Source organism: Methanolobus psychrotolerans, assembly GCF_002243045.1.
GTDB classification, from domain to species: domain Archaea; phylum Halobacteriota; class Methanosarcinia; order Methanosarcinales; family Methanosarcinaceae; genus Methanolobus; species Methanolobus psychrotolerans.
In genome coordinates this window covers 61,123-78,895 of record NZ_MBKP01000006.1, presented here as the reverse complement: position 1 = coordinate 78,895, position 17,773 = coordinate 61,123, and the positions used below count along the sequence as shown (strand labels likewise).

The window sequence follows — 17,773 nt, the reverse complement described above, 5'->3', positions numbered from 1 at the left end:
GATTTAGATCTGCCAGTTATAACTACAAAGATAAGAATACTCTCGCATCAGCCTTCTGTTTGTTACTGTTATACTCTGCTGAATTGCAACAAGTAGATGGACCTTCCAAGCGAATGGTGAGCGCATTTTCTTCATAAAATACATTATTATCAGTATGTGCATAAATTTGCCACATAACAAAATCTATTAATATCATATCATCTAATCTGCAGACTGTTATGTTTGGTAAGCAAGTTCGATCTACGGTGCTAAGGGTTATGTTTCTTGTGTCTGTTTATCTAGCTTTGATGGTGGTTGTTAGTTTGTTTTCAGCTATTATCTCATGATCTCAGGCCAGATGTACTTATGCAGGAAGGACTTGCAAACTTTTGTCCTGCAGCATAATTACTGTACAGGCTATTCTTTTGTGTTTCAGGCGTTGAACAAAAACCAATTAAAGACTTGTTATGATTGGAATTTAGGTAACTATGCAAGTAAAAAAAATAAATGGTGGATTTTCAGTTTTTCCGTTTTTAATTTATTTAAGCCGTTTTTCCGTTTTTTATAGGGGGAAGTTAAAGAGCCATAGTATGGATTATCTGCACTAAGCTGCATTCCATAAAAATGACCATCAGATTGTTCACCACCAGGAACAAACCAATAATCGCTATACTTTTTCTGGACATTTCCCATAGGAGGCATGTCCATCTGGAGCCCGAATCCTTCAACATTCTGTAATTCCAGTATACTATTGCGAGGAAGAACACCTTCAGAATGAGAAGGGAACCTACTCCATAGTTCTGGAATACCATTGCAAGAAACTGATTTTCCTCAAACCCATAGTTGAGAGCCTGGGCAGTTGTCAGGAAATCACCAAGTACGTAAAACAAGATAATATATTTGATGTCCATGAGGAATTCTGATATATTTGCAAATTGTGAAACGTACTGATTTGCATTGTGCATAATAGCTGATATTTATGGAGTTGTATATAACCAGAATGGGGATCTCTTGTATGTTTATGGACATAAAAACAGGTCCTATGTACTAATACTTGCAGAGATATGAGCATATTACTTTCTGATACATCGGTCTGCAAATCATCCGGGATTTTAGGTTGCCCTTTCCAAGCCGGGCATTTGATAACAATTTTGTACTAGTAACTACTAGATATAATATTATGACCTCAACAACAGTTCCCATTGATATTTCCGGATTGCTGGAAAGCCACAGGTCAGATGTATATCTGATGGTAGGGAATTCGAACAATGCAGACATCTATTACGCAACCCGTTTTTTTGCATCAGATGAGTTCGCTTATTTTCATACAAAAGGCGCAGCTGAAACGATCCTTGTTTCAGACATGGAAAAAGGAAGGGCGGAGATAGAATCAAGGGTTTCTGATATTCGCACACTACAGGATTGTGATTATAGGTCAAAAGTAAAGGAAAGACAGGATCCATTTCTTGCCTATTGCGACTGCCTTGCGCATATACTGCAAAAGGAAGGTGCAAGAAGAGTTGCAGTTCCCAGGGATTTCCCATATTATATTGCTCAGACCCTCAAGGAAGAGGGTTTCTCCATAGAGGCTATCAAAAGTCCCTTTGCTCAACTTCGTTCAAGAAAGGATCCTATAGAGATCAAGACCATAAAAAAAGTTCAGGATGCCTGTAACACAGCAATGAAAGCGGCTGTTGAGATGGTCCGAAAGTCCGAAGATGTCGAAGGCACACTCAATTACCACGGCTTTGCCCTGACATCTGAAATTATTCGCAAGGAAATAGACATAACTCTTCTTGAACATGGTTGTGAGGCAGAGAGTACAATCGTTGCCGGTGGTACCGGCTCTGCAAATCCGCACTGGGTAGGCACAGGTCTTCTTAAGGCCAATGAGCCCATCGTAATAGATATCTTTCCACGTAGCAAGAGAGAAAGGTATTATGCCGACATGTCCCGGACGGTGCTCAAAGGCGAGCCTTCCGAAAAACTAGCTGACATGTACGAAGCTGTCCTTGCAGCACAGGAAATTGCCATAGAGATGGTCAAACCAGGGGTCAAATGCAGCGAAATACACAACAAAGTCTGTGATGTCTTTAAAGAGAAAGGCTACGACACTATTCGGGAAGGGTCAAATGTAGGTTTCATCCATTCCACAGGACATGGCGTCGGGCTTGAGATACATGAACTTCCATTTGTAGGCAACAGTGAGGTTGCACTTGAGGAAGGAAATGTCATCACAATCGAGCCGGGACTGTACTATCCCGATGTTGGTGGCATACGTTTGGAGGACATGGTTCTTGTAACTTCAGATGGTTTTGAGAATCTGACAGAGATGGAAAAGAGGTTTGTATATTAGTCCTGAAAAATTAATTATATAAAGGAGATTTCAAATGGCGGACAAAGTTCAGGAGATCGAAGAGATCATAGATAAATATGTCAAAGCAGGAAAGATACTCTCGCAGGTAAGAAGCGAGGCAAGAGACCTAATAAAGGTGGATGTCAGCCTTCTTGAAATAGCCGAGTTCGTAGAGAACAGAGCTATTGAGCTCGGGGCGGATGGATCGGCTTTCCCATGTAATATTTCCCGTAATGATGAAGCCGCACATGCAACTCCATTTGCCGGAGATCAAACTGTATTTGGTGAAGATGTAATTAAGCTTGATCTTGGGGTCCATGTGGATGGCTACATTGCAGATTCTGCAATCACCATCGATCTTTCTGGTAAGTACAGCGACCTTGTGAAAGCTTCTGAGGACGGGCTGCAAGCTGCGATCGATACTGTCCGAAATGGTGTAAACACGGCAGACATCGGAGCTTCTATAGAAGATGCTATTCTTGCCCACGACTATAAGCCAGTAGGAAACCTTACCGGACATGGCCTTGCACAGTATATCCCTCACGCACATCCAAGTGTACCCAACAGAAGAGTAAGCAACGGTGTCGTACTTCATACAGGTGACATCATAGCGATAGAACCTTTTGCTACAGATGGTGTTGGGAAAGTTGTGGATGGCTCCCTTACAGAGATATTTCAGGTCATAAACCGAAAACCTGTGCGTTTGCCAGCAGCGAGGGCTCTTCTCAAGGAGCTTGAACCTTACAGGACCCTTCCGTTTGCAAAAAGATGGCTTAATACTCCCCAACTTGATTTTGCCCTGATACAGCTTGAAAAAGCCGGGATTGTCCATTCATATCCGGTACTTAAGGAAGTATCCGGTGGGATGGTTTCTCAGACAGAGCATACTCTCATAGTCACAGATGACGGATGCGAAGTTACTACTAAATAAAGAAACAAAGGATGAGATCATATTGAGGATTGGAAATCTATTATTGTTCATCGTGTTATTCTCAATGTTATCTGTTCCGGCAAGTGCTGCCTATGAATGGGATAACAACATCAATGTAAAGACTGACAGCATGATATGGGGATACACTGAAAAATATTCCGGAGAACGATCTTTAATATTCAAAACATTCATTGATATGGAATTTGGTGATCACGATGGATTTGTCAGTGCATGGGAGTTACTTAAAGCCGATGTAAATACCCGCAAATCATTTTTCAAATCCATAAAGGACAACATGGATGTAAAAATAGATGAGTCCTCAAAGAATGTGACTCTTTTGAGAGTGGACTCTGATATGTCCCGTGAACTTATCGGACCGGTGGATGAGCAAAATGATATAGTCAACAGTTATCTGGTCTTTTATGATTTCAAAACACCACTCACAGGATCAGGGTCAACGATGTGGTTTCAGGGTGAACCCGGAACATCTGTGACCATAAACCTTCCTCATGAAATGGATGTTATTTCCATAGAAGGTATTGACAATGAATCTATAAACGAAAGTTCAAAAGGTACTCGTATCTATGGTAAGTTTGGCTTTACGGGTGAAGCTGTTCTCAAATTTTCAATAGAAGAACCTCCTGTTCAGCAAAAAGAGAATAATATTACAGAAGCTGTTCCTGTCAATAATTCAATGGCCGGATCGCCTTCCATGCTTGACAGGATATTTCCGGGGCTTACGGATCACCTTCTTGAGAAATTAAATGCCGGCAAATCGAATGTTTCCTAAACGTACTACGGAATCGGTGATTAATGATGCTTGTCGAGAAGATAGAACTTGAGAAAGGATCTGCCATGGGCCTAAGTTTCCATATGCATAATGCTCCTTTGCTTGTTATCCGAGCTGACAGGGGCTTTTTGATGTGCGGTTATCTCGATATGGATGCCGCAGGTATCCTCAATGATGTTGCAGTCAAGGTTAAAGGTGTCAGGACATTCGATGACGCACTTAAGGCACCGGTTGTCGGGGCCACCCAGGCGGCAATGAATCTTGGTATCAAAGTAGGTATGACAGGGCAGGAAGCACTGGAACTAATGTTCTGATTATTCCTGTCTGTTTTTTTCTTTATTTTCGTGGTTTTACCCGGAGGTTCATTGAAACTCTTTAAATACTACTTCTCTTCTCTATTGCCATCATCATGCTGTATGCTTTTGAGTTATCCGGAGAGCACGCTATCCTGCCACGTAAAGAAGTCTTTGCATGTCTTTCAATGGAAGGTCTTGGGTACAGGGAACATGCTTCCTATGACTTGTGCCTTGTCCTGGACATTGAAGGTGAAAGCATTGATGAAAAACTTGTCTTTATTGCAGGCAGACTTGCCATGTCCCACCACATTCTTAAAGTTGTGGACATATGTGATGTAGACACTGATTCCATTATATCCATGTGCGATAGATCCGACCTCTCTGGACATTTATCTGCAGGTCAGACATACGTTGTCCGTGCAAAGAGGATCAAAAAGTACGGTAACATCAACAGGGAATATATCGAAGGCCGACTTGGCGGGAGCATTTTTCGTAAAGGCTTCCGGGCCAATCTCAGCAACCCTGATGTCACATTCCGTTTTGTAATGACCGATATGGCAGTATTTGGTTCGGTTGTAGCTTCTGTTGACAGGGGTGAATATGAGCACAGAGCGCCACATAAAAAACCATTTTTTTATCCGGGAGTGCTCATGCCCAGGGTTGCAAGAGCAGTAGTTAACATTTCACAGGTACGGTCCGGGGAAACACTTTTCGATCCCTTCAGCGGAACGGCAGGAATTCTTGTGGAAGCCGGACTTGTAGGTGCTCATGTCATCGGCATCGAAGTGCGCCATATGATCTCCCATGGGGCCAGGCTGAATCTTGATGCTTACAATGCAGACTATTCCCAGCTTGTAGGCGATGCCTGTCGTGTCCCGCTCAAGGATTCATGTGTCGATGCAATTGTAACGGACCCTCCTTATGGCCGCTCTGCAGCCATAAAAGCAGAGTCACTGCATCATCTGTATTCTGACTCTTTCGCAGAGATGTACAGGGTACTTAGACAGGGAAAGCTCGCAGTAGTAGTATCCGAGCTCAATGTGGTCGACTTCGCAGAGAACGCAGGTTTTTCAGTTCTTGATGAATTTACACAGAAGGTTCACAAGAGCCTGACAAGAACCTACACGGTTCTTTATAAGGACTGATCAATGCATTGTTTTTGTATAAGTGACCAGTACGCTGCAAGCAATGTTTCGTATTCCTTATAATCTGAAAAACGTTCTTTAATGTGATTCCAGAACCGTTGGCTGTGGTTGAGTTCGATGAGATGCACCATCTCATGGAATACAATATACTCGACCATCCTGTCCGGCAGGTGCCTCATATGACTATTGAAGTTAAGGTTTCCTTTTGAACTGCAGCTTCCCCACTTAGTTCTCATCCTCCTGAACCCTATTTTCTGAGGGTTAACTCCAATTTCTTTTCCGGTTTTAGTGACAAAGGAGTTTACAACTTTCTTCAGTTCCTCAACCGACCTGCCAGTGACCAATTCGACATCCGCCCACACATATTTTAGTTTCTGTATCCGGGAATACCTGTTATAGATCCATCGACGATGCCTTTGAATTATCTTTTCATGGTCATTGTGTGTTTGCGGCACTATCAGGTATAACCGATTCTCCCAGAACTCAAGTCTTGGATTCCTTATATCCCTGCGGATAAGCTCATAGTCTATGACCATGTCTTTGATAGTTGTCGTAAAATGCATTTATGATCAAAAAGAAAGGAAGATTTATTCTTTTGGGACCAGATGGTCCATTACTTCTGCCATGACACGGTGGCGCACCAGATAATCATGTACGTTCTCATTAGCCCTTCGGATGGCATAACTATCCTCACACCAGTCAATAGGCTGCGGGTATTCAACTTCCATGAGGGTGAGTCCATATGCAGCTGCCGGCTCAAGTCCTTCCTCATAAGATTCCGGGTCAAGCATCTGGTTCAGCCACTCTTCATCCCTTGCTCCGCTTCCCACCATTGTAAGGGCAGTAACCATCTTTCTTACCATGTTCCATAGGAAACTGTTTGCCTGTACATCGATCTTAGTAAGGGTTCCGCTTACACGTACATCTATCCTTTCGACGTTTCGAACCGTGCCCTTGTCCTCATCTTTGCTGCAGAAATTCGCAAAATCGTGTTCCCCTACAAGTATCTTCGAAGCAGCTCTGATCCGGGAGATGTCGTACTGCTCACCGCTCATAATGTATCTGTACTTGCGGCTGACTGCCCATCTTCTGGGGTCAAAGTCATCAGGGACTTCTGCATATGCCCATGCCCATATTGAGTTTGGGAGCTTTGAATTGATCACCCGGGGTATTGCAAGGTTCGTTTTGTCGGTGTCAAAGGCCACAACCTGTTCCCTGGCATGTACTCCTGCATCTGTCCTCCCGGAACTTGAAAAATGTGCTGATTTGGGGTTTTCAATAATCTCAAGCTGTGTGAGCGCATTGAACAGTTCACCTTCTATCGTCGCAACATCCGGCTGAACCTGCGATCCATGATATCCGGTGCCTACATATGCTATTTTCAGAGCAACTCTCATACCATTCACTCCAGTTTCATATGTTCTTTTTTCTATAATACATTTCTCTAACAAATAGCAAAATGATAATGAAAAGGCACCCGAAAAAGAACCATAGACTGACGTGTGAAAAAAGTCCATGCTGGAATATTCCTGATACGGGTTCTGCCGAAGCGGTCATATTATCGGTGAATGTTTGTGCCATAGGGAATGGTTGGGTCTGGTTCCAGGCAGTCGTGTTCATTCCTTCTCTCAAAAGGTCTGCTCCCGTATTGGTTCCGTTTGGTGCAGAGGAGGCAAGCATTTCCGGGCTCATGTCACTTGTCACAGGAGTAATATCTGAACTGAATGACTCAGTTGTCACGTCATAATCCGGGGCATCTGCTGCAACTGCCTGTTCGTCGACAGAAACGTCAACTACAGTCTCATCTACGGATATTTCGGTTCCTTCTACATTTTCAGTATATGTTTCCGGCATTTCCCCTTCTTTCATGTCCCCATTTCCTGCAAAAGCATCATCAATGGCTTCTTCCTGAGGAATGGCCTTGCTCATGGCAGCCATAGGTTCATCATTTTCAAATATTGGAACGGCAATATCTTGCTGTGTCATAACGGGCCCAGCTCCCATGTTGAGGCCCTTTATAATAGCTTCAAGTCCTGTGGCAGCAAAAACAGCACCTGCAACAAGTCCAAGGTACTTTTTCAGCATGCTGATGATGGATGACCTGTCATTTTTCATACTTCCCGGTGCGACAACGATCAGTTTTTGCACAGGCTCATATATCTTGACCTCTCTCCCCTTACGGCTCCACTTTGTTTCTTTGACCTTTATAAGGTCTACATCTATTAGTCCGTCAAGGTTGTATTTGACCGTTGTAAGCGGAATATCGAGCTTTTCAGCCACATCGCTGGCAGACATTGGCTTATCTGCAAGGATCTCAAGCATTTTCATTGCTTTTTCATTTGAAAGTATCTGTGTGATCTTTTTTGAGTCCTCATTGAGGGGTACAATGAGTATTTTTTCGGAATTTGTACTTTCTTCGTTCTCTCCCATAAAGTGCAGTATATAAACATTGGCTTATATTGTTTCCTTTAACTTCAGTTCTGCTTGAAGTCTTCATTTTCAGGCGTAACTCGTAAAGTTAAAGAATAGCTAGAACAATAAGGGGTAAATTCTAGGGGCTATTACACTATGATCACTAAAGAACGAATAATGGAAATTGTTGAGAACTACGACCTTAATGATCTGAGCATTGCCACTGTTTGTTCTCATTCAAGCCTTCAGATATTTTACGGTGCAAGGAAAGAAGGCTTCAGGACCATAGGGATCTGTGTAAAAGAACCGCCACGATTCTATGATGCTTTTCCACTGGCAAAACCAGATGAGTTTGTCGTTATTGACAGTTACAAAGACATACCTAACATCCTCGAAAAGCTCAGGGCAAAGAATGCTATTGTCATACCCCACGGCTCCTTTGTGGAGTACATGGGTACCGATGCGTTTTCCGAGATGGCTATTCCTACATTTGGTAACAGGGCAGTTCTTGAATGGGAATCCGACAGGGAAATGGAACGTGAGTGGCTGGAAGGCGCAGGTCTTGAGATGCCAAGGGTAGTTAAACCTCAGGATATAAATGGTCCTGTAATGGTCAAATACCACGGTGCAAAAGGTGGCCGTGGTTTCTTTGTTGCCAAGAACTATGAGGAATTCAAGGAACATGTAGATCCTAATGAGAAATTCACCATCCAGGAATTCATTGTAGGAACAAGATATTATCTTCATTTCTTCTATTCCCCCCTCCGCGAGGATGGCTATAAACTAAGCACCGGTATCCTTGAAATGCTCAGTATGGACCGCAGGGTTGAGTCTAACGCAGATGAGATCTTCAGACTCGGCTCCCCTCGCGAACTTGCAGAGGCTGACATTATCCCGACCTATGTTGTAACTGGAAATGTTCCTCTTGTTGCAAGGGAGTCACTTCTGCCAAAGATATTCAGCCTTGGAGAAAAAGTAGTTGAGCAGTCCCTTGCGCTGTTTGGTGGTATGATCGGTCCTTTCTGTCTGGAAACCGTAGTCACCGACAAGCTTGAGATCAAGGTATTTGAGATATCCGCCCGCATAGTTGCAGGAACTAACATCTATCTTTCAGGTTCCCCTTATTCTGACCTTATCGAACCTGACCTTTCCACAGGCAGGAGAATAGCCCAGGAAATAAAGATCGCAAGTTCCACCGGTAAACTGGATAAAATCTTATCCTAATACTACCAATATACCTATGTTTCTCTGATTAAGGTGGGAACCATGGGTGTGTTATTATTCCTGATGTAACCAATGATTATGATGTTGTAATTGTAGGTGCGGGTCCAGCAGGGCTTTTTGCAGCATATGAGCTTGCAGGCAAAGATCTCAAGGTACTTGTAGTGGATGCAGGCAAGGACATTGATAAGAGGCATTGTTATATGTCCTCTGTTCTATCATGTAAGCATTGTACTCCATGTTCTATCCTTTGCGGTGTTGGGGGGGCAGGTGCTTATTCTGATGGAACGCTGAACCTGAGACCTGACATTGGTGGCAACCTGGCTGATCTCACTGGAGATAACGAGAGTGCCTGGGAACTCGTGGATTATGTTGACCGCATCTATCTGAAGTACGGCGCACCCCAGAAGGCATATTCTGCAACAGGTGCAGATGCAGAGATGCTTAAGCGCAGGGCTGCTTCTGCAGGTGCACGTTTTATAGACATAAAACAACGCCACATAGGTTCGGATAATTCTACAGTTCTTATTTCCTGTATGAAAAAGGATCTTGAGTCTATGGGGGTTTCTTTTCTTCTCGAATCGAAAGTAAAGGACATCCTTGGAGATGAGGGGGCATGTAAAGGTGTGCTCCTGGACAATAGGGCAATTCATTCCCGATATACTTTGCTTGCCCCGGGTAGGGTTGGGTACGAGTGGGTGAATGGTCTTGTGAACAGGCATTCAATTAATTATTCTTACAGTGGGGTTGATATTGGTGTTCGTGTGGAGGTATCTTCCATAATCATGGACCCTGTGACCCGGATAAACCATGACCCCAAGTTCCACATCTATACACGCAGATACGATGATTTCGTGAGAACATTCTGTACGAATGAACATGGTTTTGTTGTAAAGGAAGAGTATGAGGGATTTGTTGCAACTAATGGTCATTCTATGCATAGTAATGAGTCTGAGAATACTAATTTTGCATTCCTTGTGCATGTGGAACTGACACGACCAATGGAAAATACCATAAAATATGCGAAGTCGGTAGCAAAACTTGCAACGACAATCGGCGGTGGCAAACCTGTCTTACAAAGACTTGGAGATCTGAAAAGGGGCAGACGCTCAACACATGAACATATTTCCAGGAATCCGGTTATAAATACACTCAAAGACGTTACTCCTGGTGATATTTCCATGGCAATGCCTCACAGAATAGTGATGGATATAATTGAAGGACTGGAAGTGCTGAGCAAGATAATTCCGGGTGTGGATTCGGACTGTACTCTTTTGTATGCTCCAGAGGTGAAGTTCTACTCGCTTAAAATTGAAGTTGACAGCACGATGCAAACCAATATCTATAACCTGTTTGTTGCAGGTGATGGCGCCGGTCTCTCGCGGGATCTTATCAATTCTTCAGCAACAGGAATACTTGCTGCAAGGGGGATACTCTCACGTATGCAGAATGGTTAAAAGAGGAACCTCGCATAATGATGGTTTTGGGTGAAGTTTGGGGTATGATACATCTCTCAAAAGAATTAATGTATCAGAGGGGAATGATGTGATGACGGAGATTCCTCGTCCACCTACATATGGATTGCTATATATAAAGGTTGCTAATTTGGTCGGGTTCGATTTTTGATGTTATGGCGTCTTCTGAATCTATTTTCAATCTTTTATAATGGTAAGTTCTACAATTTGAGGTTTAATAAAAAATAATATATGCTGTAACGCTATTTTCTTATCTATTATGGAAAGCTCTTTTAATGCAGGTGTTTCAAAACAGCAGTATGTCCTTGGTGGAAATGGCAGAGATGTTCTTCTTTATCTGGGGCGATATCTTGCACGTGACAGATCTTCAGGCTCCTATGTTTTTCTGGATGTCAATAATCCTCATGCTGTGTTTATTGCAGGAAAGAGGGGATATGGTAAATCGTATACAATGGCAGTGCTTATGGAGGAACTCATGATGCTTCCTGTTGATATTAAAGATAATGTTTCTTCTGTTGTTATCGATACTATGGGAATTTTCTGGACACTTGGTAAGAGCAATGAAATGCAAAGATCTGTCATCAATGAATGGAAACTTGAACCCAGGGCATTTGATATCGAAGTTTTTGTTCCTTCCGGAAGCCTGAGAAGCTATGAAGAGCGGCATATTTCGGTAAAGCCACTGTCAGTCCCTATATCCCAGATGGATGGATATGAGTGGTGCAGATTGTTCGGTATAGATGCAATTTCTTCATCCGGTGTCCTTATCATAAGAATTATTGAAAACCTGAAAAATGACCCGGTTTTTTCTTTTGATGACATCATCGATTCAGTAATGGATGATGAACGTTCCGATATAGTGACAAAAGGTGCTGTGGAAAATCATTTCAGGACCGCTGTATCATGGGGTATATTCGCTGAAAAGAGCGAGGGTATTGGTGAAATAGTCAAAGGAGGCTCTACTTCCGTCATTGACGTGAGTACTATAAAAAGCGAAACTGTAAAGTCTGCACTGGTCAGTTCCATTGCCCGGAACATCTATCACCACAGGCTTGAAGCACGTCGTTCCTATGAGAGGACAATGATGGGTGATGAAAATGTTGAAAAAGGTATTCCTATGGTATGGCTGTTCATTGACGAAGCCCAGCAGTTCCTGCCATCACAGGGCTGGACCCTTGCTTCTGATGTCCTTCTGAACGAGTGGCTCAAGCAGGGCCGTCAGCCGGGTCTGTCTCTGGTTCTCGCAACCCAGCGTCCTTCTTCCATCCATCCCGATGTACTTTCGCAGTCAGATATTGTAATATGTCATCGTCTTACATCACAGGATGATATCAGTGTCCTTGAATCGGTCAGGCCGACTTACATGAAGGACAATTTTGGTGATTCTATAATGAAAATGGGCTCTGAGAAAGGGGCTGCTTTTGTTGTTGATGATAACACGGAAGCTTCTCATATAATCAGGATGAGGCCACGCCTCAGCTGGCATGGAGGTAACGATCCTGGAATTATTTCCTGATCTTTTTATTGGCTATTTTCTCTGTATCTGCAAAAATATGTTCATATGTTTGCAGTATCTTCAAATACATTATATATAGTAATAAAATGTTGTTTATAAAGACGTAAAATGTATCCATAATACAGAAGATCGCCCACTGAACATGGTTTGTGGTGAACAGTTATTGTTCATAAAACCAGAATTCTTTTTTTAGTGGTATTCTGTTTTCCACGATCTTCGGTGAAATAAATGATATTATAAGTGATTTGATGAAATCCTATGAAAGCAGGCAACAGGACATTGTAGATAGAATAGATTCTGAAGAACCTCTCGCAAAATGGAGTGACTGGAAATGGCAATTAAGACATTCGGTTACTAATATTGATACCTTTGAAATCCTCCTCAACATTAAATTTGAAGCGGATGAGAGGGAAGCACTTGAAAAGACACTTGATAAATTTCCGTTGTCCATAACTCCTTACTATCTTTCGCTGATCGAAGTGGAAGATTTCAGGAATGATCCTATATTCATGCAATCTTTCCCTTCACCTGAGGAACTTATCGTTTCCTGTGATGATATGAAAGATCCCCTAAGTGAAGATTACGACAGCCCTGTGCTGGGCATAACTCACAGGTATCCTGACAGGGTGCTTTTTCACATAAGCAATGTATGTTCGATGTATTGCAGGCACTGCACCAGAAAAAGAAAGGTCGGTGATGTGAGTTCCATATTTGGAAAAGATGAGATCCTTCTGGGAATTGAATACATAGCAAACAATCCCCAGGTAAGGGATGTCCTTTTGTCAGGCGGAGATCCTTTCATGCTTTCAGATGAGTATCTGGACTGGATACTCACAGAACTTCGGAAGATTCCCCATGTGGAAGTCATAAGGATTGGCAGCAGAATGCCTGTTGTTCTCCCATACCGCATAACCGATAATCTTGTTAATGTATTGAAAAAGCACCATCCTATATGGGTCAACACACATTTCAATCATCCTCGTGAAGTTACTACCTCTTCAAGGGCAGCATTGAGAAAACTTGCTGATGCGGGAATTCCTCTTGGGAACCAGACTGTGCTGCTTGCCGGAGTTAACGATTGTTACAGGATTCTTAAGAAACTCTTCCACAAAATGGTAGAGAACAGAGTGCGACCTTATTATCTGTACCAGTGTGACCTTTCAGAAGGTCTTTCACATTTCAGGACTTCTGTAGGTAAAGGTATGGAGATCATGGAAAATCTGATTGGTCATACAAGTGGCTTTGCAGTGCCTTCCTATGTGATAGATGCTCCCGGTGGCGGTGGTAAGATCCCTGTGATGCCCAATTATCTTATTTCGTGGTCTACTAACAAGGTTATTCTGAGAAACTATGAAGGTGTCATCACTTCATATGCGGAACCTGAGTCGTATGAAGCGGTTTACTGTGATCGCAAATGCGATGCCTGCAAATTGCAGTTAAAACTTGATGAAGCAAAAGAATTAAGGTCGGTGGGAATTGCACGTCTGTTATCTGATTCTGACGATGCGTTGAGTCTTGTACCTGAAGATACCGCACGCATGGAGAGAAGGAATGTTGCGTGATCAGGTAGTAAACATTGCAGGGTCCCTGATCCAACATGGTCCGTTTAACGATCGTGTGTATCTCATGAAGGCTGCACCCGATAATTTAGAAGAACTGCCATCCATTGTTCAAGGCATTGCGCAGGAAAACAATTATTCGAAGATATTTTCCAGGGTTCCGGCATCTGCAAAGGAACATTTTCTGAGCATGGGTCATGTTGAAGAAGCTTTCATTCCAGGTTTTTTCAATGGAAGCGAAGATGCTGTTTTTATGGCGAGATATCTTTCCCCGGAGCGTCTGGAAGAACAAGATCCAAATGAGATTGCTACTGTTCTGGAAACATCCCTTTCGAAATTCAACGAGCTTAAGGGCATGGAACTCTCAAATGATGAAGAGTTTGTTGTATGCTGTGAAGAGGATGTTTTGGAGATGGCAGAACTGTACAGACAGGTTTTTCCAAGCTACCCGTTTCCGATACACGATGCCAGTTACTTGCTCAGGACTATGTCTGAAGATTTTGTCTATTTCGGTATACGGGAAAAAGGGGTGCTTGTTGCAGTTTCATCATGTGAGATGGATGAAGTCAACAGTAATGTCGAGATGACAGACTTTGCAACAATGCCGGGATCCAGAGGCAAAGGTTATTCCTATTACCTGCTGGATGAAATGGAAAAGAACATGCGCGACAAGGGTATCAAAACAGCATACACGATTGCCAGGGCAAGGTCATATGGCATAAATACAGTATTTTCACGCCATTCCTATATTTATGCGGGAACCCTCATAAACAATACTAATATTTCAGGTGGTATCGAAAGCATGAATGTCTGGTACAAAAAGATTTGATCATACGTGATAGACGCTGTCCTTGATACTTTTTGTTATTATTTCTACACTGTAATTGCGGACCTGTATCTCACAGAGAAGGCGATTGTTTATGAAACTGGTCAGTTCATCTTCATCATTGAAAAGACCGAATGCTTTGATGGAGTATTGGCCAGTTGTCTGGTATATTTTAATAAGTTCTTCTATCTGGATAAGTTTCTTAATACTTTCATTTGTCTTTTTTGGTTCCATTTCAAGGTTGAATATTGCAAAGATACGCTTTCCAAACTTTTTAGGGTTCAGTAACACGGTGTAGTTTTTGATGTACCCTTCATCCTCAAGTTTTTCAAGCCTGTATCTGACCCCATTCTCGCTAAGACCCACGGTTTTGGCAACTTCTGATATTGGTGTTCTGGCTCCATTTTGAAGTATAGAAAGTATGATCTCATCTTTTTTACTTACCATCAGATTAAACTTAGGTTTGCTATTATTAATGGATTATTGTTAGAGCATGCTATATGCTCTTAACAACTGCTTTGTAATGTATTTTAGGATTTCTCCATTCGCCAGTAGTATTATTTAGTATAATGATATCTATGGTATAGTTTCAACTTATAGTATAGCATTTATATAAAAATCTTAATCAGGTGGAAATATGAGCGGAAGAGTCTGGAAATTCGGAGATGACGTTGATACGGATGCTGTAATTCCGGGAAGGTATCTTATCATGAATACTCCCCGGGAACTCGCAGCACATGCTTTTGAAGGTGTAAGGCCTGAATTCCCAAAAGAGGTCAAAGAAGGCGACATCATCGTTGCCGGTAACAATTTTGGTTGCGGTTCTTCAAGAGAGCATGCTCCAATTGCACTGAAAGGAACAAAGATAAGCTGTGTGATCGCGAAATCATTTGCACGTATCTTTTTCAGGAACTCTATTAATATCGGTGTGGCACTTCTTGAGTGTCCTGACACTGACAGAATAGATGATGGTGATGAACTGTCTGTTGATTTTGCATCAGGTGAAATCACCAATGTCACAAAGAACGAAAAGTATCAGGCAACACCTCTGCCGGATTTCGTCAGGGGCATAATGGATGCTGGTGGCCTGATCGAATACACAAGACAAATTATCTGATCATATTCTGATCATATGTTTGTTATTATCAAGAAGATCTTATCTAAGGAGTAATTATGACACAGTATAAAATACCTGTAATTCCAGGAGACGGTATAGGACCTGAGATCATTGCCGAAGGCCGTAAGGTAATCGATGCTGCAGGTGAGAGATTTGGATTTGATGTTGAATGGACTGAGTTCCCACACGGTGCAGATCATTATCTTGCAACAGGGGAACTTATCTCAGAAGATTCCCTGAAAGAGCTTTCCAATTATTCCGCTATTTACCTTGGTTCAATAGGTGACCCGAGGGTGGCACCAGGTATCCTTGAAAAGGGCGTACTTCTCGCCGCCAGATTTTACTTTGACCAGTATGTGAACCTTCGCCCTATCAAGTTGCTTGAAGGTGTCTGGACACCTATAAAGGACAAGACCCCTGCAGACATTGACTTTACAGTTGTCAGGGAAAACACCGAGGACTTCTATATCGGTATAGGCGGGCGTGCAAAGAAGGGCGTCAGCAAGGACCTTTTGGAAGTCTCAAGAACCCTTTACTCTGCAAAGTTCGGTCTTGACATCGAGACTGACAGTGAAGAGATCGGTTATCAGATCGGTATGATCTCAAAGGAAGGTACACAGAGAGTTATAAGGTATGCATTTGACCTTGCAGAGAAGAGTAAGAAACATGTGTCTTCTGTTGACAAGGCAAATGTACTCTCCGACATATACGGATTTTGGAGAGAAGAATTTACAAGTATTGCATCAGAGCACCCGGATGTTACTACAGACTTCAATTATGTCGATGCAATGACCATGTGGTTCGTGAAGAATCCGGAGTGGTTCGATGTTGTTGTAACTCCGAACATGTTCGGTGACATTATCACTGACCTTGGCGCAATGGTTCAGGGAGGACTTGGACTTGCCCCTGGTGGAAATATCAACCCAGAAGGTACCAGTATGTTCGAACCGATCCATGGTTCTGCACCAAAGTACAAGGGACTGAATAAGGTCAATCCAATAGCAACTATCTGGGCAGGTGCCATGATGATAGAGCAGCTCGGTGAAAAGGAAGCTGCAGATGCCATTGTCTCTGCTATTGAGACCAACATACGTGAAGCAAAGGTCCGGACCTATGATATGGGCGGCTCTGCAGGAACTTCCGACGTCGGTGACGATATTGCAAGAATAGTACTTGGTAAGTAAATTCTCATTTTGCATCCTATAAGGGTGCATTTTCTTATATTTTCCATATCTTTTTTCTCTTTTTGTGCTCGCTTCAGATATTGATAATTATACTTATTTTCTCTAGCGTATCATTTTGTTCTAGAATAATAATAGCTTGATTTATTTTGTATATTATTATTTTATTATGTATATTCATAATAAATATGGCTCTTCGAATCGAAGGTTTTATATAAAATAGGAAAATTGTCAAATTTGTTACAAAATTGCACATAACTAATGCAATTCTGGATGTACATATTCCATATCAGAGGGATGATATATTGTCTCAGGAAAAAACTATAAAACAGCTCATAGAAAGTGCAAAGAGTTCGATTCTGGAGTTTGATGAGAAAGGTGCAGAAAATGCAGCTATTGAAGCCCTCAAAATGGGTTTGGACACCAATGAGTTTATTGAGAAGGGATTTCTCGAAGGCATGAAAGCAGTTGGGGATATGTTTGAAGAGGGAAATGCATGTCTCCTTCATATTTTTGCAGCATCCAATGCTATGAAAGCCGGTTTGTCAGTATTGGATAATAATGATAACTGCAAAAAAGCAAATGACAGTATGGTAATAGAGCTTATCAATGAAGATAAGAGGGATGAAAAGATCGCCATCCTTGAAACAATGTTCAGGATAAACGGTTACGATGTAATAGAGGTTCCTGACAATGTCCCTATTGTAGATTACATTGAAATGGACAGGGGATTCGTTGACATTCCAAGTTCCTGTAAGGAAGAACTGATGGCGGCGCTTGCGGCTAATCCAAAGGTAACGACTTTCCAGTTGTGTGACCTAACAGAGAATATTATCTGTTAGTTCCTTTTTTTCCTTTTTCTATTTTTGTGCTATATTCTCTCATCATAATCATAGTGATTATATTCTCAACAACAGATATTATTATATAGCTGTATTTGTACCATATAATTGTATACTTATAGCTACC

18 protein-coding genes are annotated in these 17,773 nt (G+C 42.2%); 13 read left to right on the top strand and 5 right to left on the bottom strand.

What is annotated here, in order from left to right:
• Positions 1 to 554 precede the first annotated feature (554 nt).
• Positions 555 to 944 carry a hypothetical protein gene (locus BB781_RS03505; RefSeq protein ID WP_094227120.1) on the bottom strand — a complete coding sequence of 130 codons (390 nt, stop codon included), beginning with the start codon at positions 942 to 944 and terminating at the stop codon, positions 555 to 557.
• A 215-nt stretch (positions 945 to 1,159) separates the two neighbouring features.
• Here BB781_RS03505 and BB781_RS03500 point away from each other — a divergent pair, with 215 nt between their 5' ends.
• The 5 genes from BB781_RS03500 (at position 1,160) to BB781_RS03480 (ending at position 5,497) form a co-directional block, all read left to right on the top strand.
• Positions 1,160 to 2,335, top strand: coding sequence for a M24 family metallopeptidase (locus BB781_RS03500; protein ID WP_094227119.1), 1,176 nt, complete (start codon positions 1,160 to 1,162; stop codon positions 2,333 to 2,335).
• Between the two features lie 34 nt (positions 2,336 to 2,369).
• Positions 2,370 to 3,266, top strand: coding sequence for a type II methionyl aminopeptidase (map, locus tag BB781_RS03495; protein ID WP_094227118.1), 897 nt, complete (start codon positions 2,370 to 2,372; stop codon positions 3,264 to 3,266).
• Positions 3,238 to 4,056, top strand: a complete 819-nt coding sequence (locus tag BB781_RS03490; protein WP_164997759.1) for a hypothetical protein — start codon at positions 3,238 to 3,240, stop codon at positions 4,054 to 4,056. Before map ends, BB781_RS03490 begins: the two co-directional genes overlap by 29 nt.
• Positions 4,057 to 4,082: 26 nt before the next feature.
• A complete protein-coding gene (locus BB781_RS03485; protein ID WP_094227116.1) occupies positions 4,083 to 4,370 on the top strand; it encodes a YunC family protein in 288 nt (95 codons plus the stop codon).
• A 95-nt stretch (positions 4,371 to 4,465) separates the two neighbouring features.
• Positions 4,466 to 5,497 (top strand): TRM11 family SAM-dependent methyltransferase, encoded by a 1,032-nt coding sequence (locus tag BB781_RS03480; RefSeq protein ID WP_094227115.1) that lies wholly within the window; start codon positions 4,466 to 4,468, stop codon positions 5,495 to 5,497.
• Here BB781_RS03480 and BB781_RS03475 read toward each other — a convergent pair.
• The 3 genes from BB781_RS03475 to BB781_RS03465 are packed head-to-tail and all read right to left on the bottom strand — an operon-like array spanning position 5,485 to position 7,927.
• Positions 5,485 to 6,060 (bottom strand): M48 family metallopeptidase, encoded by a 576-nt coding sequence (locus BB781_RS03475; protein WP_094227114.1) that lies wholly within the window; start codon positions 6,058 to 6,060, stop codon positions 5,485 to 5,487. The two genes, BB781_RS03480 and BB781_RS03475, sit on opposite strands and share 13 nt — an antisense overlap.
• A 24-nt stretch (positions 6,061 to 6,084) precedes the next feature.
• Entirely contained in the window at positions 6,085 to 6,894 is an 810-nt protein-coding gene (gene truA / locus BB781_RS03470) for a tRNA pseudouridine(38-40) synthase TruA (RefSeq protein ID WP_094227113.1), read from the bottom strand.
• Positions 6,895 to 6,910: 16 nt separating this feature from the next.
• The gene (locus tag BB781_RS03465; RefSeq protein ID WP_094227112.1) at positions 6,911 to 7,927 is read right to left on the bottom strand and encodes an ArsR/SmtB family transcription factor; all 1,017 of its coding nucleotides are present in this window, start codon (positions 7,925 to 7,927) and stop codon (positions 6,911 to 6,913) included.
• 138 nt (positions 7,928 to 8,065) lie between these two features.
• On the opposite strand from BB781_RS03465, the gene BB781_RS03460 reads away from it, so the two are divergent.
• The 5 genes from BB781_RS03460 to ablB all read left to right on the top strand — a co-directional run bounded on the left by BB781_RS03460 (position 8,066) and on the right by ablB (position 14,509).
• Entirely contained in the window at positions 8,066 to 9,133 is a 1,068-nt protein-coding gene (locus BB781_RS03460) for a formate--phosphoribosylaminoimidazolecarboxamide ligase (protein WP_094227111.1), read from the top strand.
• A gap of 53 nt (positions 9,134 to 9,186) precedes the next feature.
• A complete protein-coding gene (locus BB781_RS03455; protein WP_094227110.1) occupies positions 9,187 to 10,587 on the top strand; it encodes an NAD(P)/FAD-dependent oxidoreductase in 1,401 nt (466 codons plus the stop codon).
• Positions 10,588 to 10,864: 277 nt separating this feature from the next.
• On the top strand, positions 10,865 to 12,121 hold the full coding sequence (locus tag BB781_RS03450) for an ATP-binding protein (RefSeq protein WP_094227109.1): 1,257 nt from the start codon (positions 10,865 to 10,867) through the stop codon (positions 12,119 to 12,121).
• A gap of 248 nt (positions 12,122 to 12,369) precedes the next feature.
• Positions 12,370 to 13,683, top strand: a complete 1,314-nt coding sequence (gene kamA, locus BB781_RS03445; RefSeq protein WP_094227108.1) for a lysine 2,3-aminomutase — start codon at positions 12,370 to 12,372, stop codon at positions 13,681 to 13,683.
• Positions 13,673 to 14,509, top strand: a complete 837-nt coding sequence (gene ablB / locus BB781_RS03440) for a putative beta-lysine N-acetyltransferase (protein WP_094227107.1) — start codon at positions 13,673 to 13,675, stop codon at positions 14,507 to 14,509. Before kamA ends, ablB begins: the two co-directional genes overlap by 11 nt.
• On the opposite strand, the gene BB781_RS03435 is transcribed toward ablB, so the two are convergent.
• On the bottom strand, positions 14,510 to 14,953 hold the full coding sequence (locus BB781_RS03435; protein WP_094227106.1) for an Lrp/AsnC family transcriptional regulator: 444 nt from the start codon (positions 14,951 to 14,953) through the stop codon (positions 14,510 to 14,512).
• A gap of 190 nt (positions 14,954 to 15,143) precedes the next feature.
• Between BB781_RS03435 and BB781_RS03430 the strand changes: the two genes are divergently transcribed.
• The 3 genes from BB781_RS03430 to BB781_RS03415 all read left to right on the top strand — a co-directional run bounded on the left by BB781_RS03430 (position 15,144) and on the right by BB781_RS03415 (position 17,646).
• Positions 15,144 to 15,623 carry a 3-isopropylmalate dehydratase small subunit gene (locus tag BB781_RS03430; RefSeq protein ID WP_094227105.1) on the top strand — a complete coding sequence of 160 codons (480 nt, stop codon included), beginning with the start codon at positions 15,144 to 15,146 and terminating at the stop codon, positions 15,621 to 15,623.
• A 56-nt stretch (positions 15,624 to 15,679) separates the two neighbouring features.
• Positions 15,680 to 16,807 (top strand): isocitrate/isopropylmalate dehydrogenase family protein, encoded by a 1,128-nt coding sequence (locus BB781_RS03425; protein WP_094227104.1) that lies wholly within the window; start codon positions 15,680 to 15,682, stop codon positions 16,805 to 16,807.
• A 302-nt stretch (positions 16,808 to 17,109) separates the two neighbouring features.
• On the top strand, positions 17,110 to 17,646 hold the full coding sequence (locus BB781_RS03415) for a B12-binding domain-containing protein (protein WP_164997765.1): 537 nt from the start codon (positions 17,110 to 17,112) through the stop codon (positions 17,644 to 17,646).
• Positions 17,647 to 17,773 lie beyond the last annotated feature (127 nt).

Bases quoted from the DNA above. Each gene is read 5' to 3' on its own strand.
- BB781_RS03505 (WP_094227120.1), bottom strand. From the start codon at position 944: ATGCACAATGCAAATCAGTACGTTTCACAATTTGCAAATATATCAGAA.
- BB781_RS03500 (WP_094227119.1), top strand. From the start codon at position 1,160: ATGACCTCAACAACAGTTCCCATTGATATTTCCGGATTGCTGGAAAGC.
- map (WP_094227118.1), top strand. From the start codon at position 2,370: ATGGCGGACAAAGTTCAGGAGATCGAAGAGATCATAGATAAATATGTC.
- BB781_RS03490 (WP_164997759.1), top strand. From the start codon at position 3,238: ATGACGGATGCGAAGTTACTACTAAATAAAGAAACAAAGGATGAGATC.
- BB781_RS03485 (WP_094227116.1), top strand. From the start codon at position 4,083: ATGCTTGTCGAGAAGATAGAACTTGAGAAAGGATCTGCCATGGGCCTA.
- BB781_RS03480 (WP_094227115.1), top strand. From the start codon at position 4,466: ATGCTGTATGCTTTTGAGTTATCCGGAGAGCACGCTATCCTGCCACGT.
- BB781_RS03475 (WP_094227114.1), bottom strand. From the start codon at position 6,060: ATGCATTTTACGACAACTATCAAAGACATGGTCATAGACTATGAGCTT.
- truA (WP_094227113.1), bottom strand. From the start codon at position 6,894: ATGAGAGTTGCTCTGAAAATAGCATATGTAGGCACCGGATATCATGGA.
- BB781_RS03465 (WP_094227112.1), bottom strand. From the start codon at position 7,927: ATGGGAGAGAACGAAGAAAGTACAAATTCCGAAAAAATACTCATTGTA.
- BB781_RS03460 (WP_094227111.1), top strand. From the start codon at position 8,066: ATGATCACTAAAGAACGAATAATGGAAATTGTTGAGAACTACGACCTT.
- BB781_RS03450 (WP_094227109.1), top strand. From the start codon at position 10,865: ATGGAAAGCTCTTTTAATGCAGGTGTTTCAAAACAGCAGTATGTCCTT.
- kamA (WP_094227108.1), top strand. From the start codon at position 12,370: ATGAAATCCTATGAAAGCAGGCAACAGGACATTGTAGATAGAATAGAT.
- ablB (WP_094227107.1), top strand. From the start codon at position 13,673: ATGTTGCGTGATCAGGTAGTAAACATTGCAGGGTCCCTGATCCAACAT.
- BB781_RS03435 (WP_094227106.1), bottom strand. From the start codon at position 14,953: ATGGTAAGTAAAAAAGATGAGATCATACTTTCTATACTTCAAAATGGA.
- BB781_RS03430 (WP_094227105.1), top strand. From the start codon at position 15,144: ATGAGCGGAAGAGTCTGGAAATTCGGAGATGACGTTGATACGGATGCT.
- BB781_RS03425 (WP_094227104.1), top strand. From the start codon at position 15,680: ATGACACAGTATAAAATACCTGTAATTCCAGGAGACGGTATAGGACCT.